This is a genomic window from Streptomyces glaucosporus (assembly GCF_039533345.1).
In the GTDB taxonomy this organism is placed as follows: Bacteria; Actinomycetota; Actinomycetes; order Streptomycetales; family Streptomycetaceae; genus Streptomyces; species Streptomyces glaucosporus.
Genome location: NZ_BAAATJ010000018.1, coordinates 22,230 through 48,767, shown reverse-complemented (window position 1 = coordinate 48,767; position 26,538 = coordinate 22,230). Strand labels below are relative to the sequence as shown.

The following is a 26,538-nucleotide window of genomic DNA, read 5'->3' as shown; positions in this document are numbered from 1 at the left end:
AGCGGGGCCGGTCAACGGGCCGGACGCAGCACCATCGCCGAGCCTCCGCCCCGCCGCCGGGGTTCGGCGACGGCCACCGTCCGCCCGTCGCCGAGGAGTTCGAGCGCTGCGACGGCCCCGATCTCCGGCGCCGGGGTGAAGGTCTGCGGCGGGGGGACGAACCGGTGCCCCAGCCGCTCCAGCGGCGCCCGCTCGGGGGAGGAGTCCAGGAACTCCGGCTCGGCCTGGGTGGTGGCGGTGTTGCGCTGCGACATCCGCGGCGCGGCGACCGCCTGGGGCAGCGTCATGCCCAGGTCGAGCCGGTTGACCAGGGTCTGGAGGACGGTGGTGATGATGGTGGAGCCGCCCGGCGAGCCCAGCGCCAGCAGCGGCCGGCCGTCCTCCAGCACGATCGTGGGCGCCATGCTGCTGCGCGGGCGCTTGCCCGGACCGGGCAGGTTCGGGCCGTCCGCCGTCTCCGACAGGGGCGTGAAGTCGAAGTCCGTCAGCTCGTTGTTGAGCAGGAAGCCGCGGCCGGGCACGGTGATCGCCGAACCGCCGGTCTGCTCGATGGTGAGCGTGTAGGAGACCACGTTCCCCCAGCGGTCCGCGGTCACCAGGTGCGTGGTGGACGGCCCCTCGTACGGCTCGCCGCCGCCCCGGCCCGCGGCGCAGTCCCAGGAGGCGGGGTCGCGGGGGTCGGCGGGCGCCAGCGGGCTCGTCAGCGCCCGGCCGGGGTCGATCAGGCAGGCCCGCTCCTTGGCGAAGCGCTCCGACAGCAGCTCCTCGGTGGGCACGTCGGAGAACGCCGGGTCGCCCACCCACCGGTTGCGGTCGGCGTAGGCGATGCGGCTCGCCTCCAGGTAGTGGTGGAGCGCCTGGGTGCGGTCCATCCCGGCCAGGTCGGTGTTCTCCAGGATGTTCAGCGCCTCGCCGACCGTGGTGCCGCCGGAGGACGAGGGCGCCATGGAGTACACCTCCACGCCCCGGTACTCCACCTTCGTCGGCTTGCGGAGCAGCGCGCGGTAGCGGTCCAGGTCGGCGGTGGTCATCAGCCCGGGGCGCACCGTGCGGTCCGCGCCGGGCGCCACGGGCGGCTTCCGCACCGTGCGGACGATCTCGCGGGCCAGCGGCCCCTCGTAGAGGGCGTCGGCGCCCTCGCGGGCCAGCAGCCGGTAGGTGCGGGCGAGGCCGGGGTTGCGGAACACCGAGCCCACCTCGGGCAGTTCGCCACCCGGCAGGAACAGCTCGGCGGTGGGGGCGAAGTCGCGGAAGCGGTCCTCGTTCAGCGCGGTCTGGGCGCGGAACTCCTCGCCGACGACGAAGCCGCGCTCGGCGATCGCGGTGGCCGGCCGCAGCGCCTCGGCCAGGGAGACGGTCCCCCAGCGGTCCAGGGCCTTCTCCCAGGTGGCGGGCGTGCCCGGGACGCCCACCGAAAGGCCCGAGTTGACCGCCTCGTCGAAGGGGATCGGTCGGCCGGTGGCGGGGTCGAGGAAGGCGTCCGGGCCCATGGCGGCCGGTGCGGTCTCCCGCCCGTCGACGGTGTGCACCCGCCCGGTGCGGGCCTCGTAGTGGACGAGGTAGCCGCCCCCGCCGATCCCCGCCGAGTAGGGCTCGACGACACCGAGCGCCGCCGCGGTCGCCACGGCGGCGTCCACCGCGTTGCCGCCGGCGCGGAGCACCTCCAGCCCGGCCCGGGAGGCGTACGGGTTGACGCTGGCGACCGCCCCGCCGTACCCCGTCGCGACGGGCCGCTTGGCGGGCGGCTCCCGGCCGGAGTCGGCCGCGGCGGACGGGGCCGGGCCCGCCGGGGACAGCAGCGGCAGGGCCAGGGAGAGGACCAGGGACAGGGCCGCGGCGACGGCGCCGCGGCGGCGGGAGGGACGCGGGACGCGGACGGGCATGGAGCCTCCGTGACGGGACGGGAACGCTCGAACTGCCGGACGACGAAACCCTGGCAGCCCGCCGCGGCCGGGGCAACAGCGCCGCGCCGATCGGGCGAGGGGCCGCACCGGGCATGGCCGGAAACGGAGCCGGGTACCCGTCCGGCCGGCCGGACCGGCCCACGGAAACCGGTGGAAAAGCAGGAAGCAGCAGTAAGCAGCAGCAGTAAGTAGCAGGAAGCTACAGGAAGCGACAGGAGGTGCACCGGCGATGCGGATCCCCGGCCGGTCGCGCACCGGAACCGAACCCGTGACGGCCCGCAGCGCCCTGGGGCTGCGGCTGCTGCTGTCCGCCCTCTACGTCCCCGTGTTCCTCGCCGGAACGGTGTTCTTCGCCCTGTGGGCGGCGGACGCGGAGCCCGGCGACGCCCCGAGCGGGGAGTCGCTCACCACGATCGCCTGGATCTGCGCCGCGCTGACCCTGGTGGCGGCGGCCGACCTGGTCGTCGTCCTGGCGCGCCGCAGGCGGCAGAGGGAGGGGCGGCGCGGGCGCTGACGGTCCGGTACGGCCGCGCCGCCCCCGGCCGCCCCCGGCCGGAGAGGCCCCGCGCCGGGAGCGCCCGGAACGGGGCCGGGCGGGAACCGGGGTTCAGGGCCGCAGGACGACCTTCACCGCACCGTCGGCCTTCTTCTGGAACATCTCGTACGCCTCCGGCGCCTTCTCCAGCGGCATGTGGTGGGTGGCGAAGTCGTCCACGCCCAGCGGGTCGCCGTCCGTCAGCAGCGGCATGATGTCCGGCACCCAGCGCCGTACGTTGGCCTGCCCCATGCGGAGCTGGATCTGCTTGTCGAACAGGGTCATCATCGGCAGCGGGTCCGTCATGCCGCCGTAGACGCCGATGACCGAGATCGTGCCGCCGCGCCGCACGGCGTCGATGGCCAGGTGGAGAGCGGCGAGCCGGTCCACGCCGGCCGTGGTCATCAGCTTCTGGGCGATCTTCTTCGGCAGCAGCCCGGCCGACTTCTGCGCCAGCGCGGCGGCCGTGCTGCCGTGGGCCTCCATGCCCACCGCGTCGATCACCGCGTCGGCGCCGCGCCCCCCGGTCATGCCGCGGATGACGTCGGCGACGGCGTCGTGCTCGGAGAAGTCCAGCACCTCCACACCGCGCGCCCTGGCCCGCTCCAGCCGCTCGGGCACCAGATCGACCCCGATCACCTTCTCCACGCCCCGGTGGAGGGCGATCCGGCAGCACATGTCGCCGATGGGCCCCAGCCCCAGTACGGCCAGCGTGCCGCCCGGGGGAGTGTCCGCGTACACCACGGCCTGCCAGGCCGTCGGCAGCACGTCCGACAGGTACAGGAAACGCTCGTCCGGCGGGCCCTCGGGCACCTTGATCGGCCCGTAGTGCGCCTGCGGCACCCGCAGGTACTCGGCCTGCCCGCCGGGCACCGCGCCGTAGAGCCTGGTGTAGCCGAAGAGGGAGCCGCCCATGCCGGTCTCGCGGTTCTGGGTGGTCTCGCACTGCGTCTGGAGATCCTGGGAGCACATGTAGCAGGTGCCGCAGGCGATCTGGAACGGCATCACCACACGGTCGCCGGGGGCGAGGTGCTCCACCCCGGGGCCGACCTCCTCCACGATCCCCATCGGCTCGTGGCCGAGGATGTCGCCCTCCGTCATGAACGGGGTCAGCACGTCGTACAGGTGCAGGTCCGAGCCGCACAGCCCGGAGGACGTGATCCGCACGACGGCGTCCGTGGGCTCGCGGACGACCGGGTCGGGCACCTCCTCCACCCGCACGTCGCGCCGGCCGTGCCAGACCGCTGCCTTCATGGATCTCCTCCTCGTGTCCGGAATCGCCCGTTCGGGTTCCCGCTCGGCGGGATCGGCCGGGTACCCCCGTACGGGCCGCTCAGTCGGCCCGCGCCGCGCACCGGACCGGGCACGGGGAGCTATGGGGAGAAGGTGCGTTAGGGAAGCGGCAGAAGAGGTATCCGGTGTGCATGTTGTTGCTCAGGCCCCCAGGGGTGTACGCGCCGCAGGACGACACCTGGCTGCTCAAGCAGGCCCTCCACGACGCCGCACTGGCCCCCGGCTCCCGCGTTCTCGACCTGTGCACGGGCACCGGAGTGCTCGCCATGGCCGCCCTGCGGATGGGCGCCGCAGAGGCCGTCGCACTGGACGCCTCGCCCCGCGCCGTGCTCGCCGCGCGCTGCAACGCCCGGCTGCACCGGCTGCCGATGACCGTGCGGCGCGGCGACCTCGCCGACGCCGTGGCCGAGGCGGAGGAGGGCGGGCGCTTCGACGTGGTCCTCGCCAACCCGCCGTACGTGCCCTCCCCGAGCGCCGAGCTGCCGCGGCGCGGGCGCGCCATGTGCTGGGACGGCGGGCCGGACGGCCGCGCGGTCCTGGACCGGCTGTGCGCCTCGGCGCCGGCGTTGCTGGCGCGGGGCGGCGCGATGCTGGTGGTCCACTCCGAACTGTGCGGCATCGAGACGACGCTGGCCCTGCTCCGCGAGGAGGGCCTGAAGTCCGCGGTGGTGGCCCGCAGCCTCATCCCGTTCGGGCCGGTCCTGCGCGAGCGCGCCGCCTGGCTGGAGGCGCGGGGGCTGATCTCCCCGGGGCAGCGGACGGAGGAACTGGTGGTGATCCGTGCCGACCGGCCCTGAGCAGCCGTCCGCCCGGCGCGTGGTGGTCGACCCCGAGGGCCCGGTGCTGATCGAGGGCCCGGTGGAGATCGACCTCCCCGACGGCAGCACCGCCCGCTCCGACCGCTTCGTGGTGGCGGTGTGCGCCTGCCGCCGCAGCCGGAGCTACCCGTGGTGCGACACCAGCCACCGCCGCAAGGAGCGCCGCACCCGCGACACGGGCGGGGACGGCGGCTGACGGGCCTGACGGTCCGCCCCCCGTCCCGCGCCCGTCCCGGCCCGCCTCACGCCTCCCGGGCCAGTACCCGCCGCAGCGCGGAGGCCCGCGCGAGCCGGACCTCGCGCGGCGCCTCTGACAGGCCCGGTTCGGGGATCCGGAACGCGTCGCCCTCGAACCGGGGGACGACGGAGACGTGCAGGTGGTGGAGGACCTGGCCGGGCGCGGTGTTGTTCTGCACGACCGTGCTCCCCACGGCCCCGTACGCCTCCCGCACCGCGGACACCACCCGGGCGGCGACCCCGAACACCTCCCGCAGGAGGCCGGGCGGCGTCCCGTCCAGGCCGGTCACATGGGGAACGGGCAGGACGAGCGTGCGGCCGGGGTTGTTCTCCCGCTGCAGGAGCGCGGGAACGACGCAGACGTCCCCGGACCGGTACGCGACCAGATCCGCGTCGGCCTCGCCCCGGCCGATCGCACAGAACACGCAGCCGTCCACGGCGACGCCTCCCTCCTCCCCCGGAGCGGCAGACCGGGCAGGGCCGTGTTCCGGCCCGGGCACCCGCGGCCGCCTTCAGGGGCCGAGCCACCGGCCGTCCCGGAACTCCTCGGGGATCTCGTCCTCCCACGGGTCGATCCCGCGGCTCTCCAGCTCGTCGAACCAGCGGTCCCGCGCCGACTCGGGGAGCTTCCGCCCGCACCAGGGGCAGAAGGCGATGCCGATCACCGACGTGCCGCCGTCGTGGACGATCAGCCCGTACTCCCGGAACCGGGCGTCGAAGCGGACCACGGCGTCGGGGCAGTCGAAGGGGCTCGGGTGCGAGCCGCACTCCCAGGCCGCCCGGCGCGCCATCTCCGCGCAGCAGTGACGGGTCACGGGCGCGGCCCGTCGACGGGGGAGAGCCAGTCCCCGGTGTGGCGGTGCCGACCGAGCCCCACGGCCTCGAACTCGTCGAAGGCCCCCTCGGCGCTCGCCCCCAGACGGCGCAGCGCCCGGGAGACGGGACCGCCCCCGGCGGGGAAGGGCTCGCCCTCCGCCAGGCGCAACGGGCCCAGGGCGAGCGCGCCCGCGTCCCACACGGCGGCGCTCTGCCCGCCCGTGCCGCCGAAGTACTCCGCCTCCACGTAGGCGACGGGCCCGGGGACGGACCAGCGCGCCAGGGTGCGGTCGAAGCCGCCGGGCAGCTTCCACGGTCCCGGCAGCGAGCCGCCCGGACCGTTTGCGACGGCGTCGAAGAACTCGTCCGTCACGGGCAGCAGCGCCAACCCCTGCCGCAGTGGCACCGTTCGGGCGGCCGGCAGGCCGCGCGCGGCGGCGCGCAGCGTCTCCTCACGCGCGACCACCGCCTGGAGCACGTATCCCAAACCGGCCTCCCCACCCGGAACTTCACAGCGGGGGCCATTCTGACACCGGGCGCACCACGCCGGCGCCCGGTTTTCCGGACCACGCCGGGCGCGCCCCGGCGACCCTCCCGGCGACCCTCCCGGCGCCGCGTCAGCCTCCGAGCGGACGCCGCAGCGAACTGGCGTTCCGGCGCCAGGAGTTCAGCAGGTGGCCCGCCAGCCGCTCCTCCAGCAGTTCGGTGGCGCGGATCCCGAGGACCACATCGGCAGCGAGTTCCGGTTCGCGCTCCAGCAGGTCGCCGATGACGTCCCGGCGCATCACCTGCTCGTGCACGGCGTCCGCCTCGATGTGCTCGGTGAAGAACAGCACGCACTCCGGGGCGGCGCCCATCCGCTCCAGCGCGCGGGCCATCTTCCGCGCGCTGGGGGCCGTGCTGATCTCGGCCGCGGCGAAGTGGCCCACCAGCGCGCCGCGCAGCGCCCGGTGCAGCCCGCACAGCGACATCAGGTTCACCGTGGCCAGGGCCGGGGCGGGCACGTCGTCGAGGTAGCGCAGGTAGGACGGGTCCAGGCCCGCGCCCGCCATCAGGTCGGCGAACAGCCGCGCGTGCACCCGCTCGCCGCGGCCCCCGCCGAACTCGTCGTACTCCACCGCCACCAGCGCCGCCTTGGCCCGGCCGTCGAGGCGGGGGATGACCCAGGCGTGCGGGTCGGCCTCCTTGAGGTGGTAGACCGAGCGGTGCGCGATGTACTCGCGCATCTGCCACCACTCGCCCTCGCGGAGCAGGAAGTCCGAGACGCCGCCGCCCTCGGCGGGCTCCACCAGCAGCGGCTCCAGCGCGGCGGCCACGTCCGAGTCGGAGGGGGCGCCGGTGAGGGTGTCGCGGCGCAGCGCGTCCAGGAAGACCCGCTCCAGCCCGGCGCGCAGCCGCAGCAGGTCCGGATCCCACTCCCAGTCGGGCGACACGCCCGCGAAGCCCCGGTAGTGCAGCTCGTAGCAGACGTACAGGGCCAGCTGGAGGTCGTCGCCGTAGGGGTCCGCGCCCTCCACCGCCTTCCCCGGGAACGACGGCAGCCGCCCGGGAGGCGGGGAGGCCAGGACGTCCAGCACCGCGGCGCTCACCTCGCCGCGCGCCCGGGGGAGCGCGGCGGTGTCGGCGGAGACGGCGGGGACCGCGGCGACGGCGCCGGAGGCCGTGCCGGGTGCGGTGGGGGTGGTGGTCATGTGTCCTCGTGCTCCCTCGCGTCGGTCAGACTCGCCAGCAGTTCCACCACCGCCAGGGGCCCGCCGCTCCTCCAGGCGCGCCGCTGGCGGTCGGCTCCGGTGCCGTCCCGGAGCACGGCGGCCACCAGGGCCCGCACGGTCCCGGTGTCGCCGGTCTCCTCCAGCGCGGGCTCGACGTGCCGCAGCAGCGCGCCGACCAGTTCCGCGGCCGGCCTGCGGGCACGGGTGAGCGGATCCACGCCGTCGCCCGCGACCCCGTACCGCGCCGCGGCCCACACCGCCGCCGCGGCGGCCCGGTCGTCCAGCTCCGGCTCCGGCGCCCCCGCCTCCAGGTCGGCCAGGGCCCGGCGCACCAGCGCCCGCCCCAGGGCGGCCTGGAGCACGGCGTCGTCGACGGTGGCGGCCGCGTCCGCGACCCGGAACTCGACCGTGGGCAGCCACGGCGAGGGGCGCATCAGCCAGAAGCTCATCCGGTCGTCGACCAGCGCGCCGTACGACACCAGCCGTTCCACCTCCGCGTCGTGGGCGGCGGCGTCGGCGAAGCGGGGCGGCATCCCGGAGGCGGGGAAGCGCCGCTGCTCCATCATGCGCCAGCTCGCGTAGCCGTGGTCCCGGCCGTGGGAGATGGGGGAGTTGGCCGACAGGGCCAGCAGCGTCGGCAGCCAGGGGCGCACCCGGTTGACCACGGCCACCGCGGTCTCCCGGTCGGGGACGCCCACGTGGACGTGGCAGCCGCAGACCTCGTAGTCGTCCACGACGTCGGCGAAGATCTCCGAGATGCGCCGGAACCGCTCCCCCTCGGCCACCGGCGGCCGCCCGCCGTCCACCACGGCCGTACCGCTCGACAGCAGGTACAGGCCCTCCTCCCGGGCGGCGTCCACCAGACGGGCGCGGTCCGCGGCCAGCCGGCCGCGCAACTCCTCCAGCGTGGTGCACACCGCGGTCGCGGACTCCACCTGCGTGGCGAGGAACTCGGCCTTGCAGCCGGATCCGTCGGCCGCGGAGGCGTCCTGGTGCACGCGGCGCAGCACAGCCCGCGCACCGGGCACGGTGCGCGCGGTCGTCGGGTCGGCCAGGAGGAACTCCTCCTCGACCCCCATGGTCAGTCCCCCGGTGGTTCCGTCCCTGGTCACGGCAGTGTGAGTACCCCCGGCCCGCGCGGCGAAACGGGCGGGGGTTTCCCGGGAGGGGTCACGGGTACCGCAGGGGTCCCGTACCCAGGGTCACGAGTACGGCTGCGGAACGCACCCCGGACGCCCCGGACACCCTCCGGACGGCGGCCGGCCCATGACGGCATTCCGCGGCATTCCACGCCAGTTCACGGCATTACACGGCATCACAACGGCATTCCACGGAAGGAAACCCACACATGGCGCAGCGGCAGGACGCGAAGAGGAGCGGAATCAGCGGTGACGACGACGTCGTGGCGCTGCTGATGCGGCAGCACGGCGAGATCCGCAACCTCTTCGACGAGGTGGAGGCGGCCCGGGGCGACGCCCGGCGCGACGCCTTCCACCGCCTGGTGAGGATGCTGGCGGTGCACGAGACCGCCGAGGAGGAGGTGGTCCACCCCTACGCCCGGCGGAACATCGACGGCGGCGACGCGGTGGTCGACCGGCGCCTGGAGGAGGAGAAGCAGGCCAAGGAGACCCTCAAGGCGCTGGAGGACATGGACCCGGAGGACCCGGCGTTCACGGCCCGGCTGCAGACCCTCCGCCGCGAGGTGGAGGCGCACGCCCGCGCCGAGGAGCGCTACGAGTTCAACCACATCGCGCACAACACCGAACCCGAGCGGCTCCGCACCATGGCCAGGGCCGTCCGGGCGGCGGAGGCGACGGCTCCCACCCACCCGCACCCCGGGACGGAGACCGCCGCGGGGAACCTCGCCGTGGGCCCGCTGGTCGCCGTGGCCGACCGCGCCCGCGACGCCGTGCGCAAGGTCATGGGCAAGGGCTGAGCCGGACGCGGCCGGGCCGCCGCCCCCGGGAGGGAGCGGCGGCCCGGCGCCGGGAGGACGGGAAGGGACCGGGGACGCGGACGGGGCCGGAGGGGAAGAGCGGGGTCAGACCCGCTCGCGCAGCGACACGTCCGGGTGCTCGCCCTCGGTGCTCAGCCGGTACTCCTGTCCGAACCCCTCCCGGTGCATGTCGATCACCCGCTCGCTCGGCGGCTCCTCGCCGCCGTGGATCTGCTCCTGCATCCGCTCGAAGCGCTCGTGCGCCTCGCGCACGTAGCCGGCGCCCAGCGTCGTCAGGTCCAGCTGGGTGGCCAGCAGCTCCCGGATGTACTCCTTGTTGGGCTCGAAGGTCAGGACGCTGGGGAGCTGCGGCGCCAGGATCTCCTCCGGCTCGCGGCCGTCGTACCGGCGCATCAGGTCGCAGGCGATGCGCAGGTGCTCCAGCTCCATGTTCAGGTGGAGCTCCCAGACGGCCTTGACCTTGGGGTCGCTCTCCTGCTCCATGAACGAGTAGTACAGGTAGCACTCGTTGTACTCGTGGTTGACCAGGCGCTCCCACCAGGTCTCGCCCGGGTCCACCAGCGACTCGTAGTGCGTGACGTGCTCCTCCTCGATGAGCCCGATCTCCTGGTAGAGCTGGCGGGCGATCGGCTCCATGTACTGGGGGCCCACGTTCATGTAGAAGTTCATGGTCTGCTGCTCGGCCGACATGATCGTCAGCGCGTGCAGCTTGGAGAGCGGGTCCGTCCGGTCCTTGTCGTACGGGTCGCGGACGTTGTCGGCCGGGTGCCGGTGGTGGTACTTGGTCGGCCGGCCGGGGATGACCTCGGTGAGCTGGTCGACGATCTTCTCGGCCTTGCGGTGCTCGATCATCTCGTACAGGTTCGAGTACCGGTACAGGTGGTCGAAGTCCTCCAGGACGCCGAACTGGTAGGCCTGCTTCAGATACGGATCGGGCTCCATCCGGGCCACCCAGGCGGTGAGGTCCACGGCCACCTGCTCGTAGGCGATCGTCGTCTCCAGCACCGACGAGACGCCCGGCAGCATCCAGTTGACCACCTTCTGCTGCTGCTGCTCGATGTTGCGCACCTCGGCGAGCTGCCGCTTGACGTCCATGTCGGGGCACACCCGCGCGAAGTGGTGGCTGAACATGATCGCCTCCACCTCGATGCCGTTCATGGTGATGATGCGGCAGCGGGTGTAGGGGTCGGCGTGGTTGGGGTCGATCTGGTCGACGTCCAGCTCACGCCAGTTGCGGAGCTGGCGGTCCAGAGGGATGCCGCGCTGCTCCAGGGGGTTGAAGGTCACCTGGGTCCTCCTGCTCGTCTGTGGTCCGGAGCGCCCGGTGCCGTCCCGGCGGTCGTCTCCCGCGCGCCGGTCGCGTCGCTCTCCGCTGATTCCCCCGTACCGGGCGTGGCCGCCGGAGTACCCCGGCCCCGCCCGGCGAAACGGGGTGATCGGTGCGCGGCCCGGACAGGGCGGGCGTTTCCGGACGGTAACGGCGGGTACCGGCGGGCGGTGAGGATCGATCGGATCACCGACGCGTGTACGTCCCCGACCGACACCGGGACCCGGAGGGAGAGCGACCATGGCCGACCGGACGCCTGATGAGAACGAGCCCACCGGAGCGGACGACAGCAGGCCCGAACTGACCGAAGAGGGCGGAACCGCCACCGACGACGAGAACCCCGGTCTCCCGCCCGACGACGCCCCCGCCACCGGCCCCAGCCCCGGCGACTCGGTGCTGGACGGCCCCGACGACCCCGGCGGCAACCCGGAGGACGAGGGCATCCCCGACCTGCAGAACGGCACGCCCGAGCAGCAGTGGATGAACGACCCGCAGCAGATGCCCGTCCCCGGTGAGCGGGCGGTGGCCGCCGACCGGTGGGGCACCACCTACGCCGAGCAGGTCGAGGGCGAGTCCCTGGACCAGCGGCTGGCGCAGGAGGAGCCGGAGGTGAGGGAGGACGCCTCCGCCGGCTACGGCCCCCCGGCGGACAGGACCGGCCAGCTCAGCTACGACCCCCTCGACGACCGGCCCGCCAACCAGGACGTGTTCTCCCACGAGTCCCCGGTCGAGGGGATGAGCCCGGAGGAGTCGGCCGTCCACACCGTCGACGACGACCGCGACATCGGGCAGCTCCGCGGCGAGAACGACGAGGACCAGACGGGCGCGCCCGAGGGCGTGGGCGAGGTCGGCCCGTCCGGAGAGGGCGAGGGCACCGGCGTGCACCCCGACCGGGGAGGGACGCGGAACCGGTGAGCGGACTCCCCGCGGAACACGAGTCGTACTGGCTGGCCTCCGCCCCCGTCACCCCCGCCGTCACCCACCCGCCGCTGGAGCCCGGCAGCGAGACCGACACGGACGTGGTGGTGGTCGGCGGCGGCATCGCGGGCCTGTGCACCGCCTGGGAACTGGCCCGCGCCGGCCGCGAGGTCACCGTCGTGGAGGCCGACCGGATCGCCGCCGGGGTGACGGGCCACACCACGGCCAAGGTCACCGCCCAGCACTCCCTGATCTACGACGACCTGCGGCGCGGGCACGGCGCCGAGGGCGCGGGACTGTACGCGCGCTCCCAGCAGGACGCGATCGCGCATCTGGCCGCCGTGGTGCGCGAACTGGGCGTCGACTGCGACCTGGAGCGCGTCCCGGCCTACACCTGGGCCGAGTCCGAGGAGCAGGACGAGAAGGTCCGCGCCGAGGCCGAGGCCGCCGCCGAGGCCGGACTGCCCGCCTCCTACGTCACCGACACCGGGCTGCCCTTCCCGGTGCGGGGCGCGGTCAGGGTGGAGGACCAGGCGCAGTTCCACCCCCGCAGGTACCTGCTGGCGCTCGCCGAGGACCTGGTGCGGCGCGGCGGGCGCATCGCCGAACGCACCCGCGTGGTCGGCCTGGAGGAGGGCGAGCCGTGCCGGGTGACCGCCGAGAACGGCGCCACGGTCACCGCCCGCGCGGTCGTCGTCGCCACCCACTACCCGGTCTTCGACCGGGCGCTGCTGTTCTCCCGGCTGGAGCCGCACCGCGAACTGGTGATCGCGGCCGAGATCCCCGCCGACCGGGACCCGGCCGGGATGTACATCACCCCCGAGGACGGCACCCGCTCGGTGCGCACCGCCCCCTACGGCGACGGGCGGCGACTGCTGATCGTCACCGGCGAGCGGTTCCTGCCCGGCACGGCCGACGTGGAGGAGCGCTTCGAGCGGCTGGGCGCCTGGGTCGCCGAGCGCTTCCCCGAGGCCCGCGTCGTCCACCGCTGGGCCACCCAGGACAACGACTCCACCGACCGGGTGCCGTACATCGGGCCCTTCCACCCCGGCACGCGGCACACCTACGTCGCCACCGGCTTCGGTGGCTGGGGGATGACCAGCGGCATCCTCTCCGGGCGGCTGCTCGCCGCGTACCTCACCGGCGCCGAACTCCCGCCCTGGGCCTCCCTGTACGACCCCCGGCGGCTGCCGGGTCTGCGCGAGGCGCCCTCGCTGCTGGGCCTCCAGGCGACCGTCGCCAAGCACTTCGTCGGCGACCGGCTGCGCTCCACCCACGTGGACTCCGTCGACGAGATCGCCCCCGGCGGCGGTGCGCTGGTGAGGATCGACGGCCGCCGCTGCGCCGTCCACCGCGACGAGGCGGGGCAGCTGTACGCCGTCTCCTCCCGCTGCACGCACCTGGGCTGCCTGGTCCACTTCAACGAGGCGGAGCGGGCCTGGGAGTGCCCGTGCCACGGTTCGCGCTTCGCCCCCGACGGCTCGGTCCTCCAGGGCCCGGCGACCCGCCCCCTGGAGAAGCGCGACCTCGGGTGACCGCCGCCCCCACGGAAGCGGCGGTCACCCGAGGGGCCGCCGGCGGCCGGGGCGTCGGAGGCGCTGCGGGCTCAGATCCGGACGCCGTGGGAGCGCAGGTAGGCCAGCGGGTCGATGTCGGAGCCGTAGCCGGGGCCGGTGCGGACCTCGAAGTGGAGGTGCGGGCCGGTGCTGTTGCCCGTGGATCCCGAACGGCCGATCCGCTGGCCCGCGTTGACCTGCTGGCCGGCGCGCACGGAGATCGCCGAGAGGTGGGCGTACTGGCTGTAGCGGCCGTCGGTGTGCCGGATGACGACCTGGTAGCCGTACGCGCCGCCCCAGCCGGCCGAGACGACCTGGCCGCGGCTGACGGCCTGCACCGTCGTGCCGGTGGACACGGGGAAGTCGACGCCCGTGTGGTAGCCGCTGGACCAGCTGCTGCCCGACTGCCGGTACGCGGTGCTGGGGCCGACGCCGGGGACGGGGGAGGTGTAGGCGGGGGAGCCCTGCGCCTTCGGGGGCTTGCGGTCGGTCTTCTCCGGCCCGGCCTGGGCCTTGACCTTCTGCCGGGGTTCGGCCTTCGGCTTCTCCTGCGGCTTGGGCGTCTGCCGGGCCTCCGGCTTCTCCTGGGGCCGGGGCTTCTCCCGGACCTCGGGCTTCTGCTGCGCCTTCGGCTTCGCCCGGGTCCCGGAGTCGTTCCGCCCGGCCTCGGGTGCCGGTTCCCCGGCCGTCCCCCGGCCGCTCAGCTGGAGCCGCTGCCCGGGGAAGATCAGGTTCGGGTCGTCGCCCACCACCGAGCGGTTGCGCTCGTACAGCGCCTGCCAGCCGCCGCGGACGCCGTGCTCGCCGGCGATCCCGGACAGCGTGTCGCCACCGGCCACCGTGTACGCCCGGCCCGACTCGTCGGGCCGTTCGCGCGGCTCGCGCGGCTCCGTCCGTCTCTCCCCGGCCCCGGCCTGCTCCGCGCGGGGGGCGGGGACGGTCGCGGAGCCCTGGCCGTCCCGGGTCAGCCCGGCCCGGGAGGAGCACACCGGCCAGGCGGCCGGGCCCTGCCCGTCGAGGACCTTCTCCGCGACGGCGATCTGCTCCTCCTTGGTCGCCAGGTCGGCGCGGGGGGCGTAGGCGGTGCCGCCGAATTCCTGCCAGGTGCTCTGCTTGAACTGCAGTCCGCCGAAATAGCCGTTCCCGGTGTTGGTATTCCAGTTGCCGCTGCTCTCGCACGCCGCGACCTTCTCCCAGACCTCCTCCGGGGCGGCGTGGGCGGCGGTGGCCCCGATCAGGGGTATGGCGATTCCCGCCCCGCTCGCGGTGACGGTCAGCGATGCCCGGGAAACAGCGTTGGGCTTGTAGCGGCGATGACGTCCTCGTCCGGCCACGGCCGGTCCCCTCCCCTTGCGCCGCCGTGCTGTCGGGCACTTTCGGCGCTCCGTCGGTTGAGCATTCACGCAATTCGGTCGACGAGCGGGCCAAACATAGACGGGGCCGTGACATTCCGGCAAGGGGCGGCCGTGAACGGTCCGTAAAAGCGCGGAGGAACACCGGTCCGGGGCGCACAACGGCGTGAAACGGAGGGTAATGGAGCGGGAGGGGAGCGGGAAGGGAGCGGAAAAGAAAAAGGAATTGAGCATTCCGCCAGCGCGGCACCCGTCCGCCCGGCGGTTCTCCGCGCCCGGGGGCGGTGCGGGCGGGGCACCGCGGCCGGGTGGGACCGGCCCCCGCCCCGGCGGTTCCGGCGGCCCCGCCCCGCGCGACCCCGTGTCACTCCAGCAGGCCGGCCATGGTCCCGGCGGCGTCGACCGCCGCGTCGCCGCAGCAGTTGTTGAACAGGACGTGGACCTGTTCCGTCCGCTCCGCCAGGGCCTTGATCCGGGGGACCCACTCGGCCAGTTCCTCCTTGGTGTAGCGGTGGCGGTAGGCGTCCTCCTTGCTCCCCGTGCCCCAGTGCGGGCTGCGTCCGTGGAACCGCACCACCGACAGCTCCGGAGCGGTCGCGACGGCGACCGGCGGCACGGACGCCGGAAGCCCCCGGGCGGAGTCCACGGCCACCAGCGCGGCCTTGTGCCGCCGTGCGAGGCCGGCGGTCCGCGCGCTCTGCCCGGGGGCGTACCAGCTCGGGTCGCGGAACTCCACCGCCGTGCGCCAGCCGAGCGACCCCGCGCGCTCCAGGGTCCGGTCCAGGAAGTCCTCGGCCGCGGCCCCGGGACGCAGCGACGGGGGGAACTGCATCAGCACCGCGCCCAGCCGCCCCGCGGCGCGCAGCGGCTCCAGCGCGGCGGCGAAACGCCGCCACACCTCGTCGACGGCCGCGGGCGGCAGGGCCCCGGCCCGCACCCGGGCGCCGGCGGCCCCGGCCGGGCGCAGGTCCGCCGGCAGCGAGCCGATCCGGGCGGCGTGGCCGGTGAGGAGGGAGAACGCCTTGACGTCGAAGACGAACCCGTCGGGGGTGCGCTCCGCCCACAGAGCGCTGTTGCGCGCACTGGGCAGCCCGTAGTACGTCGCGTCCACCTCGACCAGCCCGAACCGCTCGGCGTAGTACCGCAGCCGCCCCTCCGCGTCCCGCGCGCCCGGGGGGTACCAGCCGCCGGCGACCAGCGCGGGATCCGTCCACGAGCAGGTGCCCACCAGAATGTTTCCCATGGTCACGGGGTACCCGCGCGGCGTCGGCACGATCCGTCACCAGGGAGCACCCGTGAGAGGAGCGAGGCCATGACCGGCGCGGACAGGGACGCCATGGGCGGCAGGGACGCCAAGGACGCCAAGGACGCCGAGCGGGAGGAGCGCGAGCGGCGCGCCCGCGAGATAGCGGAGGCCGCCGAGCGGACCCGGAACCCGGGGAACGCCGTTCCGCGCGGGGGCGGGGACCCGGGCACCGGAAAGGAGAACTGGGAGGAGTCCAGGGAAGGGGAGGAGCGGCCGTCCCCGCTGGGCAAGGGCGACGTCCACGCCGTGGCCGGCAGCGACGTCGAACAGCCGGAGATCGCCGAGGGGCCGGTCCCGGGGCTGCAGCCGGGCGAGAAGGTGGAGCGCGGCCCGTGGATCCCCCCGGTGGAGGTGGACCCGCCCAGGGGCGCGGACCTGCCGCAGGGCGCCTCGGGCCGGCCGGACGAGGTCCGCGAGCAGAAGGAGGAGGGCGGTCCCTGACCGCCCTCCGGCGCGAGAGGCCGGGCCGCGCGCCGTGCGGTTCGCCCGCCCGGGACCGTCACTCGTTCCCGGGGCGCTCCCCCTTGGGGCCGCGGCCGCGCTCGGTGCGCGGCCCGGAGGTGCGCCACCGGGGGTCCTGCTGGATCGACTCGTTGGCCGCCTCGTTGGCGTTCTTGTCCGGGACGCCGCTCCGCTCGGCCTCCTTGCGGCGCCGCGCGCGCTTCTTGTCGTAGCTCTTGCTGCCGGGCTCGGGCATGGTGCTCACCTCCGGGCCCGCGAGTTCCCACCGCGCCGGAGGCGAAACGGTCCCGTCCGGCCGGCGGCCCGGCCGCGCGGAGGAAGGCACGGCACACGGGCGCGGCACACGGACGGGTGCGGGGCCCGCGGAGTACCGGAAAGGTCTCCGCGGGCCCCGTACCGTGGCCGCCGCCCGGGCGAGGGCGGCGGTGGGGGAACGGCCGTGGCCGTCCGGGTCACTTGTTGACGCAGGCGTTCCCGAAGGCAGGGTTGAGCGCGCCGATGACGCTCACCGAGTTGCCGCAGACGTTGACGGGCACGTGAACCGGGACCTGGACCACGTTGCCGCTGATGATGCCGGGGGAGCCGAGGGCGGCCCCCTGGGCCTGGGCGCCCTCGGTGGCCGACGCGGTGCCGGCACCCCCCAGGACCAGGGCGCTGCCGACGGCGGTGAGAGCGGCGGCCTTGGCGACACGGATCATCGCCGGTCTCCTTTCGGATCGTGAATGGGACACCTGGCCCAACGAGGGCTTATGCGAGGGGATGCGCATGATCACTCGATAGGCTTATTCAGATCACCATTCCGGCCCGCAGGAAAGCCCGGGCTGTTATCACCTCCGCCGCCTTCTCCGATGCCCCCTCGGGGTGATCACACTCTCGGCTCAATCCCCCGCGCGTCTCCGCCGGGATGGACGCTCTGCTCTGTCATGGTTTGCTCCGGTTTGGATGGCGTCGATCGGAGAAGATCCATGCGTGTTTCCCTGGGGCTCGCCGGCCGAGGACTGCTGTGCGTGCTGGCGTCCGCAGCCCTGACGGCGGCGCTGCCGCCGACCGCCGCCGCACCCGCCCCCGGCGAGGCGGCGCGCATTCCGTTCAGCGAGCGCTACCGCGCCACCCAGCACGGCGGCATCGTCCGCGCGGCCAACGCCTCCGCCACCTGCGAGACCCCCGTCGTCGCCGAGGCCCCGTCCTGCGAGGCCGCGCGGGAGGGCGCCGCGGGCGTCAACGGCCAGTACGAGATGACGTACATCGACCTCGACGACGACCCCAACACCTACAACTCCAGCCAGGCGGAACTGCGCCTGCCCCCCGGCGCGCGCGTCACCTACGCCCGGCTGTACTGGGGCGGCAACCTCCGCGTCGGCGAGCAGAAGCCGCCGGAGGACAACGGGCGGGTGCTGATCGCCGAGCCCGGGGGCAACTACAAGGAACTCCTCGCCGACACCGTCGTCGGCCACCGCACCACCGGGCTGATGGACGGCTACACCGCGTCCGCCGACGTCACCGACCTCGTCGCGGACTCGGGCAGCGGCTACTACACCGTCGGCCAGGTCAACGTCGCCAAGGGCCGCACCTCCGCGGGCGCCTGGGGCGGATGGACGCTGGTGGCCGCCTACGCCCACCCGAACGAGCCGCTCCGCCACCTGGCGATCATGGACGGCTACGAGGCGCTGGCCTCCGACCGGCGCACCCTCGACATCACCGTGGAGGACCTGCCGGTGCCCGCCGGAGCCGACGGCTCCCTGGGCGTGGTGGCCTACGACGGCGACCGCGGCCACGCCGACGAGTCCCTGACCGTCCGCGCCGGGGACGCCCCGGCGATGCGGGTGCGCGACGAGGCCAACCCCGCCGACGACTTCATGAACTCCACCATCACCGACCACGGACGCCCGGGCCCCGGCCGGCTGCCCGCGCACCCCAACACCCTGGGCTACGACTCCGACGTCTACGGCATCACGCCCGCCCTGGAGCACGGCGGCGACTCCCTGACGCTCCGCTTCACCACGAGCGGCGAGGGCTACCAGCTGGGCGCCCTCTTCGTCCAGGCCGAGGCGAGCTGACGCGAGGCGAGGAGCCGCGCCCCGGACCGCCGGGGCGCGAGACCCAGCAGGTTCCCCCGTACGGAGAGCTCAGCGTGCCTGACAACGAGAGAACAGCGGCGCCTCGCACGGTGCTGCACCTGTCCCAGCCCGTCGAGGGCGGCGTCGCCCGGGTCGTCACCGACCTGGTGCGCGCCCAGACCGAGGAGGGGATGCGGGCCGTGGTGGCCTGCCCGCCCGGCGGCAGCCTGAGCCGGGACGCCGCCGCGGCCGGCGCCGAGGTGGTCCCCTGGCCCGCGTCCCGCGAACCGGGCCCGGGCCTGGCGGGGGAGACCGCGCGGGCCGCCCGGCTGGTGCGGCGGATCGGCCCCGACCTGGTGCACGCGCACAGCGCCAAGGCGGGACTGGCCGCCCGGCTCGCCCTGCGCGGCCGGGTACCGACCGTCCACCAGCCGCACGCCTGGTCCTTCGACGCGGTCGGCGGCGCCACCGCCCGGCTCGCCCTGCACTGGGAGCGGCTGGCGGCCCGCTGGGCGGACCGCGTGCTGTGCGTCAGCGAGGACGAGCGGCGGCACGGCCTGGAAGCGGGGGTCCACGCCCGCTGGGAGGTGATCCGCAACGGCGTGGACACCGACCGCTTCCGCCCGGCGTACGCCGACGCCCGCGCCCGCGCGCGTGTCACCCTGCCCGCGCTCGACGGCCTGCCCCCGCACGCTTCCCTGGTGGTGTGCGTCGGCCGGCTGTGCCGGCAGAAGGGCCAGGACGTCCTGCTGCGGGCGTGGCCGGAGGTCGCCGGCCGCGTCCCCGACGCCTGGCTGGTCCTGGTCGGCGACGGTCCGCAGCGGCGGGAACTGGGCGGGGCGGCCCCCCGGCGGGTGCTGTTCGCCGGCGCCGCCGACGACACGGTGCCCTGGTACGCGGCGGCCGACGTGGTCGTGCTGCCCTCCCGCTGGGAGGGCATGGCCCTCGTCCCGCTGGAGGCGATGGCCTGCGGACGCCCGGTGGTGATGACCCAGGTGACCGGAGCGGCCGAGAGCCTTCCCCCCGGACACGCCGCCCACTGCCTGGTCCCTCCGGAGCACCCCGCCGCCCTGGCCCGCGCGCTGACCGGCCTGCTGGCCGACCCCGGACTCCGGCGCGACCTGGAGCGGCAGGCCGCCGACCACGTCCGCTCCGCCTTCGACGTGAGGCGGACGGCGGCCGGGGTCGCGCGTCTGTACGAAGAGGTGCTGGCCGAGCGCCGCGCCGCCCCGGCCCCCGGGCCCGCCCCCTCCACCGAGCCTTCCCTTCCCCCGCACCGCGGGCCATCCCCCCGCACCCCCGACGAACCGTCCGTCCTTCCCCACACCGAATCCACGGAGCGCACCAGGCGATGACCACGGAGAACACCGGGACATCCACTTCCCGTCCGAGCCAGGTCCTGCCCCCGCCGGAACCCAAGGCCCGCGCGGCGACATCCGTCGTCACGCCGCGCGGGCCCGCGCCCCGGCCCCTGCCGTCCCACCTGAGGAGAAGACCACACCGCCACCGCGCCGGGGCGCTCCTGGCGGTCTCCGACTGCCTCGTGGCGGTCGCGGTGGCCGCCGCGGCGGTCGCGTCGGCCGGCGGGGACGGGACACCGCTCGCCCTCGCGGCCGTCTGCGCCCTCGTACCGGCGGTCCTGCTGCCCCTCAACGCGCACGGCGGCCTGTACCGCACCGCCCTGGCCGCCTCCGCGATCGACGAGCTGCCCGCCCTGCTCGGCCGCGCGGCGGTCGCCTGGTGCGCGGCGGCGGCCGTGCCGGCCGCCGTCCACCCCGACCGGGCCCTGGACTGGACGACCCTGACGGCCGCGGTGGCGGCCCACGCGGCGCTGGCCTGCGCGGCGCGCGGCGCGATCCACCTCGGGCGGCGCCGGGCCGGACGCCGCAGGCCGTGCTCCGCCCTGGTGGTGGGCACCGGACCGACCGGGCGGAAGGTCACCGCCGCCCTCCACGAGCACCCCGAGTACGGGATGCGCCCGGTCGGCATGGTCGAGCCCGGCGGACCGGCCGGCGCCCTCCTGGCCGAGGACGCCGGCGTGCCGGTGCTCACCGGCCCGGAGGACATCGTGCGGGCCGCCATCCAGAACTCGGTGCGGGACGCGGTGTTCACCAGCGATCCCTGGACGGACCCGGAGACCGCGGCCCTCGTCCCGCTCTTCGCGGACCTCGGCTGCACCGTGTGGCTGGTCGGCGGCGGCCCGGTCCCGGACGCCGGACCGCTCCCCGCCGCCCGGCCCGTCCGCGGGGGCGACCACCTGTGGGGCTTCGCCTGCCACCGCCTGGACCCGCCGCCCTTCCGCTCCGCCGGACTGCGCTGCAAGCGCGCCCTGGACGTCGCGGTCGCGGCCGCTGCCCTGCTGGCCGTCTCACCCGTGCTGCTGGCCTGCGCGCTCGCCGTCCGCCTCGCCGACGGCCCCGGTGTGATCTTCCGCCAGGAACGCGTCGGGCAGGACGGCCGCCCGATCACCGTGCTGAAGTTCCGCACCCTGCGCCCCCGCGACGAGCACGAGTCGGCGACGCGCTGGAACGTCGCCGACGACCGGCGGATGAGCACGGTCGGCCACCTGCTGCGCCGTACCTCGCTCGACGAGCTGCCCCAGCTGTGGAACGTGCTGCGCGGCGACATGAGCCTGGTCGGCCCCCGGCCCGAACGCCCCTACTTCGTCCAGCGGTTCAGCCAGCTCCACCCCGGCTACGCGGCACGCCACCGGATGCCCGTCGGGATCACCGGGCTCGCCCAGGTGAACGGGCTGCGCGGCGACACCTCCATCGAGGACCGGGCGCGGTTCGACAACCACTACATCGACACCTGGTCGCTGTGGCAGGACGTCCGCATCCTGCTGCACACGGCCGGTTCCGTCTTCCGGCTCGGAGGCAGCTGAGGTGACCTCGGCCACCACGGCGATCACGCCCCCCGGCCCGCCGCCGGGGGGCCCGGCCCGCCACGGGGCGAGGGACCGGGCGCGGGAACTGGCGGCCGCCCACTGGCCGGTGCTGCCCGCGCTCGCCACCGTCCTGCTGGTCTGCGTGCCCGTGACCGACCGCGCCCCGGCCGGCACGGCCGGGGGAGGAGGCGCCACCGTCGCCGACGCCGCGTCGGCGGTCCTGGTCGGGTGCTGCGCCGTCCTGGTGCTGCGCACCCGGACACGGCCGCTGGACCGGACGGCCGCCGCCGTGCTGGCGCTCCCCGCCGTCGCGTTCGCGCTGTCGACCGTCGCCTCCCACGACCCGGCGGCCTCGGCCACCGGCTTCGTCCGCCTGCTGCAGGTGTTCGTCCTGGTGCCGGCCGCGCTGGTGCTCGTGCTGCGCTCCCGGCGGGAGGCCCGGCTGCTCGCCGCCTCCCTGGTGGCGGTCGCCCTGTTCCAGGGCGCGATCGGCGTCCACCAGTACCTCACCGAGACCGGCGCCTCCTACGCGGGCCGGGACGTCCGGGCCGTGGGCACCTTCGGCCCGCTGGACGTCATGGGGATGTCGACGGCCGTCTCCTGCGGCATCGTCGTCGCCCTGGCCGCGGGCCTCGCCCCGCCCCCCGGCGCCTCCCGCCGGCTGCGGCCCCTAGCGCTGACCGCCGCCGCCGTCCTGCTGGTGCCGCTGGTGCTCTCCTTCAGCAGGGGAGCGTGGATCTCCACGGCGGCGGCCTGCACGGCGGTGCTGTTCCTGGCGGGGGCGCGGACGGCGCTGCGCACGCTGGCGGTCGTGGCGGCCGCGGGGGTGATCCTCGTCGGCGGCGCGGGCGTGGGCTCGCAGCTCGTCGCCGAGCGGGCGGACAGCATCACCCGGGTCGCCGACGCGCCCGACCAGTCGGTGACCGACCGCTACGCCATGTGGGCCGCGGCGGTGGAGATGTGGCGCGGGAACCCGGCGACCGGGGTGGGCCCCAGGGGCTTCCCCGAGCACCGCGACGCCCACGCCTCCCTCGCGCTGTCCTCGGCGAGCGACACCGCCGGGGCGGGGCACGGCTTCCGGCGGCAGCCGCTGCTGTCCCCGCACAACATGTACCTGCTCCTCCTCGCCGAGCTGGGTCTGGCGGGCGTCACCGCCACCGTCGGCGGCTGGGCGGTGCTGCTGGTGTTCGGGGTGCGGCGGCTGCGGCGGGCCCGGCCGGCGGAACGGACCGCCGGCCCGCGCACCGACCGCGGAGCCGACTGCGGCCTGATCGCGGTCGGCCTGCTGGTCCTGAACTGCGTCGACTTCCTGTACGCCGACATCGGCGGCCCCTCGACCGTCCTGACCGCCGTGACGTTCGGCCTGGCCGCCTGGTGGGCTCTGGCGCCCGCCGCCGCGGGAGCCGCGGGAGAGACCGCGGGACACGCCACGGGACACGCCACGGGGCACGCCACGGCACACGCCATGCGACACGCCGCGGGACGCGCCGCGGCAGAAGGGGGAGACGCCCGGTGACCACCGCACCCACCGCCCCTCCGCCGCCCCCCGGGCCGCGCCCGTCCCCGCCGTCCGGCTCCCCGCCGCCGGCCGCGCCCGGGCGGATCCGGAAACCGTCCCGCCCCGCACCGGGCGGGCGGCTCGTCGCGCGGGCCGCCGCCGCCACCGCCGTCCTGACCGCCGTGGGCTCCTTCCTCGGCCTCCTGCGGGACCAGACCGTCGCCCACCTGTTCGGAGCGGGCAGCGACACGGACGCGTTCCTGGTGTCGTGGACGATCCCGGAGTTCGCCGCGACGATCCTCATCGAGGACGCCATGGCGCTGGTGCTGGTGCCGGCGTTCAGCCTCGCGCTGTCCCGCCGCGCCGCCGCCCGCGGAGGCGGGGACGGCACGGAGGCGGACGCCGGGGACACCCCCCGGGACACCCCCGGGGACACCGGGGAGGACCCCGTCCGGGCCCTGCTGGCGGCGACGCTCCCCCGGCTGCTGCTGGCCCTGGCGGGCGCGGCGGGGGTCGCGGCGCTCCTGGCCCCGCTGCTGGTGGACGCCCTCGCACCCGGCCTGGCCGACCCCGGCCTGGCCGTGGACTGCACCCGGCTGACCGCCCTGACGGTGCTGGGCTTCGGCACCGCCGGATACTTCAGCGCGGCCCTGCGCGCCCACCGCAGCTTCGTCCCCCCGGCGACGATCTACGTCGCGTACAACCTCACCATCATCACCGCCGTGCTGCTCCTCCACGGCCGGTGGGGCGTGCGCGCCGCCGCGTTCGGGGTGGCCGCGGGCAGCCTCGCGATGGTCCTCGCCCAGCTCCCGGCGTTCCTGCGGCACCTGCCCGTCCGCCGGCGGCGCCCGCGGGACCGGCGCGGGGCACGGGCCCCGCGCGCCGCGGCGCTGGTGGCCGGGACGGTGCTCGCGCCGGTGGCCGTCTTCGCCCTCTCCCGCCAGTCCCAGGTGCTCGTCGAGCGCTTCCTGGCCTCCTCGCTGCCGGCCGGCGCCATCTCGCACCTGAACTACGCGCAGAAGGTCGCCCAGCTGCCCATGACGTTCTCCCTGCTGCTGTGCACGGTCACCTTCCCGATGGTCGCGCGGGCCATGGCCGACGGCCAGACGGAGAGGGCCAGGCGGCGGGTGGAACGCGATCTGGTGCTGGCCGCCCTGGTGGTGCTGCTCGGCGCCGCGTACGTGGTCGCCTACGCCCCCCAGATCATCGAACTCCTCTTCCAGCGGGGGGCCTTCGACGCCGCCGACACCGCCGCCACGGCCTCGGTCATGCGCGTCTACGCCCTCGGCCTGCTCGGCCACAGCCTGGCCGGCGCCCTGGTGCGGCCGTTCTTCTCCACCGGCAGGCCCACCTGGTACCCGGCCGGGGCGATGGCCGTCGGCCTGCTGCTGACGGTCGCGGCCGGCGCCCTGACCGCCCCGCGCTGGGGCGTCCACGGCATCGCCGCGGCCAACGCCGCCGGCATCACCACCACCGCGCTGCTGCTCCTGCGCGGTCTGCGCACCCGGATGCTCCCCATCAGGGTGCGCAGGGTGACGGCCGGCCTGGGCCGCCTGACGGTGGCCGCCGCGGCCGCCACCGCGGCCGGCTGGGCCGCCGCGCCGCTGATCGGATCCCCGCTCCTCACCGCCCTGGCCGGGGGGCTGGTCGTCCCGGCCGTGTTCACCGCCGCGGCGCTCGCCGTCCGCGCACCCGAAGTAGCAACGCTGTCCACCGCCGTCACACGAAGGTTCCGCCATGTCCGCTGACCCGGCACACGTCCCCGCACCCGTCGCCGTCCCCCTCGCGAAGGCCCTCCCGCCCGTCCGGCCGAGACCGGCGCGCCCCTGGGTGCTGATGTACCACTCGGTGGCCGAGCACACGGAGGACCCCTACAACGTCACCGTCTCGCCCGGCCGCCTGGACCGCCAGCTCCGCTGGCTGCGGCGGCGGGGCCTGCGCGGCGTGGGGGTGGGCGAGCTGCTGCGCGAGCGCGCCGCCGGCCGGGGCTCCGGCCTGGTGGGCCTGACCTTCGACGACGGCTACGCCGACTTCATCGAGGAGGCCGTCCCGCTGCTGCGCCGCCACGGCTGCACCGCGACCGTGTTCGTCCTGCCCGGCAGGCTCGGCGGCAGCAACGAGTGGGACCCGCTCGGCCCCCGCAAGCCGCTGCTGACCGAGACCGGGATCCGCGCCGCGGTCGGCGCCGGGATGGAGATCGGCTCCCACGGACTGCGCCACCGCGACCTGACCCGGACCGACGACGACACCCTCCGCCAGGAGACCGAGGGCAGCCGCGCGCTGGTGGAGGAGATCACCGGCCGCCCGGCGCGGGGCTTCTGCTACCCGTACGGCACGATCGACCGCCGCGTGGTGCGGGCCGTACGGGAGGCGGGCTACGAGTACGGCTGCGCCATCGACCCCGGGCCGCTGACCGGGACGCACGCCCTGCCCCGCGTCCACGTCGGCGAGGAGGACACCGCGCTGCGGCTGTACGCCAAGTGGCTGCTGCACCCGCTGCGCCGCCGGGCCCTGCCCGGCGGACCCGCCGCGCCGGCCGCCGGCGCCCCCCTCACCGGAGCCGGACGGTGACCCCGGCGCACCGGGCGCGCACCCGGGCCGGCACCAGCGCGCGCACCGGGACGGAGGAGGGCCGATGAGGGTACTGCACGTGATCACCGGGCTCGGCGCGGGCGGGGCCGAGCAGCAGCTGCGGCTGCTGCTGCGCCACATGCCGCTCTGCTGCGACGTCGTCACCCTCACCAACCCCGGCGCGGTCGCCGGGGGCATCGAGGCCGACGGCACCGCCGTCACCCACCTGGGGATGACCGGCAACCGCGACCTGTCCGCCCTGCCCCGGCTGGTGGACCTGATCCGCGCCGGGCGCTACGACGTCGTCCACACCCACCTGTACCGGGCCTGCGTCTACGGCCGGATCGCCGCCCGGATGGCCGGGGTGCGGACCGTGCTCGCCACCGAGCACTCCCTGGGCGAGAAGATGATCGAGGGCCGCCCGCTCACCCCGGGGGTCCGCGCCCTGTACCTGGCCACCGAACGCCTGGGCAGCGGGACCGTCGCGGTCTCCGCCACCGTCGCCACCCGGCTGCGGCGCTGGGGCGTGCCCGGCTCCCGCATCCACCTGGTGCCCAACGGCATCGACGCCGCGCGCTTCCGCTTCGACCCCATCGCGCGGACGGCCGTGCGGGCGCGCCTGGGACTGCCCGCCCACGACCTGGTGGTCGGCGGCGTCGGCCGGCTGGTGCCCGGCAAGCGCTTCGACGTCGCCGTGCGGGCCGTCGCCCAGCTTCCGGGCGCCCGCCTGCTGCTGGTCGGCGACGGACCGGAGCGCGAGCGGCTGCGCGGCCTGGCCGCCTCGCTCGGCGTGGCCGACCGCGTCCTGCTGCTGGGCGAGTGCGGGGGAGCGGTGGCCGCCGGAGAGGGCGACGGCCCCGACATCCCCGGCCTGCTGAGCGCCATGGACGTCTTCGTCTCGACGTCGGCCGAGGAGTCCTTCGGGCTGGCCGTGCTGGAGGCGCTGGCGGCCGGGCTGCCCGTGCTCCACGTGACCTGCCCGGCGATCGACGAACTGCCGCCCGGCCACGCCCCCGGGGCGCACCGCATCGGCCCCGGGGTCCAGAGCCTGGTCACCGCCCTGCGGGAGCCGTCCTCGGTGCCCGCCGGGATGCGCCGCGCGCCGGTGTGCGAGGCCGTGCGCCACTACGACGTCGCCCGCAGCGCCGACCGTCTCATGGCCCTCTACGAGGAGCTCCACGGGCGTCCCGGCGGACGCGCGCCGGTCCGCGTCCCCGCTCCCGCGCCGTCCGCGCCCAAGACCCCCGCGGGCACGTCCACGAGGCCCCTCGCGAGGCCCTCCGCGGGGACACCCGCACCGACATCCGCACCGACGAAGAGGTGAACCCCGTC

The 26,538-nt window shown here is 75.6% G+C and carries 26 protein-coding genes; 14 read left to right on the top strand and 12 right to left on the bottom strand.

Going from position 1 to position 26,538, the window contains the following annotated elements:
• Positions 1 to 11: 11 nt before the first annotated feature.
• Entirely contained in the window at positions 12 to 1,883 is a 1,872-nt protein-coding gene (ggt, locus tag ABD358_RS18805) for a gamma-glutamyltransferase (RefSeq protein WP_344632231.1), read from the bottom strand.
• A gap of 250 nt (positions 1,884 to 2,133) precedes the next feature.
• Here ggt and ABD358_RS18800 point away from each other — a divergent pair, with 250 nt between their 5' ends.
• Positions 2,134 to 2,418 (top strand): DUF6343 family protein, encoded by a 285-nt coding sequence (locus ABD358_RS18800; RefSeq protein ID WP_344632230.1) that lies wholly within the window; start codon positions 2,134 to 2,136, stop codon positions 2,416 to 2,418.
• Positions 2,419 to 2,511: 93 nt separating this feature from the next.
• On the opposite strand, the gene ABD358_RS18795 is transcribed toward ABD358_RS18800, so the two are convergent.
• The gene (locus ABD358_RS18795) at positions 2,512 to 3,693 is read right to left on the bottom strand and encodes a zinc-dependent alcohol dehydrogenase (protein WP_344632229.1); all 1,182 of its coding nucleotides are present in this window, start codon (positions 3,691 to 3,693) and stop codon (positions 2,512 to 2,514) included.
• Between the two features lie 170 nt (positions 3,694 to 3,863).
• On the opposite strand from ABD358_RS18795, the gene ABD358_RS18790 reads away from it, so the two are divergent.
• Both ABD358_RS18790 and ABD358_RS18785 read left to right on the top strand, forming a co-directional pair.
• On the top strand, positions 3,864 to 4,529 hold the full coding sequence (locus ABD358_RS18790) for a HemK2/MTQ2 family protein methyltransferase (RefSeq protein ID WP_344632228.1): 666 nt from the start codon (positions 3,864 to 3,866) through the stop codon (positions 4,527 to 4,529).
• Positions 4,513 to 4,746 carry a CDGSH iron-sulfur domain-containing protein gene (locus ABD358_RS18785; protein ID WP_344632227.1) on the top strand — a complete coding sequence of 78 codons (234 nt, stop codon included), beginning with the start codon at positions 4,513 to 4,515 and terminating at the stop codon, positions 4,744 to 4,746. The genes ABD358_RS18790 and ABD358_RS18785 overlap by 17 nt, the downstream gene beginning before the upstream one ends.
• Positions 4,747 to 4,792: 46 nt before the next feature.
• Here the strand turns inward: ABD358_RS18785 and ABD358_RS18780 are convergent, their stop codons facing one another.
• From ABD358_RS18780 to ABD358_RS18760, 5 genes are all read right to left on the bottom strand, one after another.
• The gene (locus ABD358_RS18780; RefSeq protein ID WP_344632226.1) at positions 4,793 to 5,224 is read right to left on the bottom strand and encodes an HIT family protein; all 432 of its coding nucleotides are present in this window, start codon (positions 5,222 to 5,224) and stop codon (positions 4,793 to 4,795) included.
• 75 nt (positions 5,225 to 5,299) lie between these two features.
• Positions 5,300 to 5,602: a DUF6980 family protein gene (locus ABD358_RS18775; RefSeq protein ID WP_344632225.1), complete on the bottom strand. Its 303-nt coding sequence runs from the start codon at positions 5,600 to 5,602 to the stop codon at positions 5,300 to 5,302.
• Positions 5,599 to 6,090, bottom strand: a complete 492-nt coding sequence (locus ABD358_RS18770; RefSeq protein ID WP_344632224.1) for a hypothetical protein — start codon at positions 6,088 to 6,090, stop codon at positions 5,599 to 5,601. The genes ABD358_RS18775 and ABD358_RS18770 overlap by 4 nt, the downstream gene beginning before the upstream one ends.
• A 130-nt stretch (positions 6,091 to 6,220) precedes the next feature.
• Complete coding sequence (locus ABD358_RS18765; RefSeq protein WP_344632223.1) at positions 6,221 to 7,294, bottom strand: iron-containing redox enzyme family protein; 1,074 nt, start codon at positions 7,292 to 7,294, stop codon at positions 6,221 to 6,223.
• Positions 7,291 to 8,427, bottom strand: a complete 1,137-nt coding sequence (locus ABD358_RS18760) for a carboxylate-amine ligase (protein WP_344632222.1) — start codon at positions 8,425 to 8,427, stop codon at positions 7,291 to 7,293. Before ABD358_RS18760 ends, ABD358_RS18765 begins: the two co-directional genes overlap by 4 nt.
• Positions 8,428 to 8,663: 236 nt before the next feature.
• Between ABD358_RS18760 and ABD358_RS18755 the strand changes: the two genes are divergently transcribed.
• A complete protein-coding gene (locus ABD358_RS18755; RefSeq protein WP_344632221.1) occupies positions 8,664 to 9,251 on the top strand; it encodes a hemerythrin domain-containing protein in 588 nt (195 codons plus the stop codon).
• 105 nt (positions 9,252 to 9,356) lie between these two features.
• Here the strand turns inward: ABD358_RS18755 and ABD358_RS18750 are convergent, their stop codons facing one another.
• Positions 9,357 to 10,559: a hypothetical protein gene (locus ABD358_RS18750; protein WP_344632220.1), complete on the bottom strand. Its 1,203-nt coding sequence runs from the start codon at positions 10,557 to 10,559 to the stop codon at positions 9,357 to 9,359.
• A 280-nt stretch (positions 10,560 to 10,839) separates the two neighbouring features.
• Here ABD358_RS18750 and ABD358_RS18745 point away from each other — a divergent pair, with 280 nt between their 5' ends.
• Positions 10,840 to 11,514, top strand: a complete 675-nt coding sequence (locus ABD358_RS18745) for a hypothetical protein (protein ID WP_344632219.1) — start codon at positions 10,840 to 10,842, stop codon at positions 11,512 to 11,514.
• Positions 11,511 to 13,052, top strand: a complete 1,542-nt coding sequence (locus ABD358_RS18740) for an FAD-dependent oxidoreductase (RefSeq protein WP_344632218.1) — start codon at positions 11,511 to 11,513, stop codon at positions 13,050 to 13,052. Before ABD358_RS18745 ends, ABD358_RS18740 begins: the two co-directional genes overlap by 4 nt.
• A 71-nt stretch (positions 13,053 to 13,123) precedes the next feature.
• Here ABD358_RS18740 and ABD358_RS18735 read toward each other — a convergent pair whose 3' ends face one another.
• Positions 13,124 to 14,407 (bottom strand): transglycosylase family protein, encoded by a 1,284-nt coding sequence (locus ABD358_RS18735; RefSeq protein ID WP_344632217.1) that lies wholly within the window; start codon positions 14,405 to 14,407, stop codon positions 13,124 to 13,126.
• Between the two features lie 382 nt (positions 14,408 to 14,789).
• The gene (locus ABD358_RS18730; protein WP_344632216.1) at positions 14,790 to 15,668 is read right to left on the bottom strand and encodes a DUF72 domain-containing protein; all 879 of its coding nucleotides are present in this window, start codon (positions 15,666 to 15,668) and stop codon (positions 14,790 to 14,792) included.
• A gap of 69 nt (positions 15,669 to 15,737) precedes the next feature.
• On the opposite strand from ABD358_RS18730, the gene ABD358_RS18725 reads away from it, so the two are divergent.
• Positions 15,738 to 16,172 (top strand): hypothetical protein, encoded by a 435-nt coding sequence (locus tag ABD358_RS18725; protein WP_344632215.1) that lies wholly within the window; start codon positions 15,738 to 15,740, stop codon positions 16,170 to 16,172.
• Positions 16,173 to 16,230: 58 nt separating this feature from the next.
• Here the strand turns inward: ABD358_RS18725 and ABD358_RS18720 are convergent, their stop codons facing one another.
• Positions 16,231 to 16,428 carry a hypothetical protein gene (locus ABD358_RS18720; RefSeq protein ID WP_344632214.1) on the bottom strand — a complete coding sequence of 66 codons (198 nt, stop codon included), beginning with the start codon at positions 16,426 to 16,428 and terminating at the stop codon, positions 16,231 to 16,233.
• A gap of 217 nt (positions 16,429 to 16,645) precedes the next feature.
• Positions 16,646 to 16,891: a chaplin gene (locus ABD358_RS18715; protein WP_344632213.1), complete on the bottom strand. Its 246-nt coding sequence runs from the start codon at positions 16,889 to 16,891 to the stop codon at positions 16,646 to 16,648.
• 267 nt (positions 16,892 to 17,158) lie between these two features.
• Here ABD358_RS18715 and ABD358_RS18710 point away from each other — a divergent pair, with 267 nt between their 5' ends.
• The 7 genes from ABD358_RS18710 (at position 17,159) to ABD358_RS18680 (ending at position 26,530) form a co-directional block, all read left to right on the top strand.
• Complete coding sequence (locus ABD358_RS18710; protein ID WP_344632212.1) at positions 17,159 to 18,250, top strand: DUF3344 domain-containing protein; 1,092 nt, start codon at positions 17,159 to 17,161, stop codon at positions 18,248 to 18,250.
• A gap of 74 nt (positions 18,251 to 18,324) precedes the next feature.
• On the top strand, positions 18,325 to 19,605 hold the full coding sequence (locus tag ABD358_RS18705) for a glycosyltransferase family 4 protein (protein WP_344632211.1): 1,281 nt from the start codon (positions 18,325 to 18,327) through the stop codon (positions 19,603 to 19,605).
• The gene (locus ABD358_RS18700; protein ID WP_344632210.1) at positions 19,602 to 21,134 is read left to right on the top strand and encodes a sugar transferase; all 1,533 of its coding nucleotides are present in this window, start codon (positions 19,602 to 19,604) and stop codon (positions 21,132 to 21,134) included. The genes ABD358_RS18705 and ABD358_RS18700 overlap by 4 nt, the downstream gene beginning before the upstream one ends.
• Position 21,135: 1 nt before the next feature.
• Positions 21,136 to 22,653 carry an O-antigen ligase family protein gene (locus ABD358_RS18695; protein ID WP_425576368.1) on the top strand — a complete coding sequence of 506 codons (1,518 nt, stop codon included), beginning with the start codon at positions 21,136 to 21,138 and terminating at the stop codon, positions 22,651 to 22,653.
• Positions 22,650 to 24,383 carry a lipid II flippase MurJ gene (locus ABD358_RS18690; protein ID WP_344632209.1) on the top strand — a complete coding sequence of 578 codons (1,734 nt, stop codon included), beginning with the start codon at positions 22,650 to 22,652 and terminating at the stop codon, positions 24,381 to 24,383. Before ABD358_RS18695 ends, ABD358_RS18690 begins: the two co-directional genes overlap by 4 nt.
• On the top strand, positions 24,373 to 25,206 hold the full coding sequence (locus tag ABD358_RS18685; RefSeq protein ID WP_344632208.1) for a polysaccharide deacetylase family protein: 834 nt from the start codon (positions 24,373 to 24,375) through the stop codon (positions 25,204 to 25,206). The genes ABD358_RS18690 and ABD358_RS18685 overlap by 11 nt, the downstream gene beginning before the upstream one ends.
• Before the next feature lie 64 nt (positions 25,207 to 25,270).
• A complete protein-coding gene (locus tag ABD358_RS18680) occupies positions 25,271 to 26,530 on the top strand; it encodes a glycosyltransferase (RefSeq protein WP_344632207.1) in 1,260 nt (419 codons plus the stop codon).
• Positions 26,531 to 26,538 lie beyond the last annotated feature (8 nt).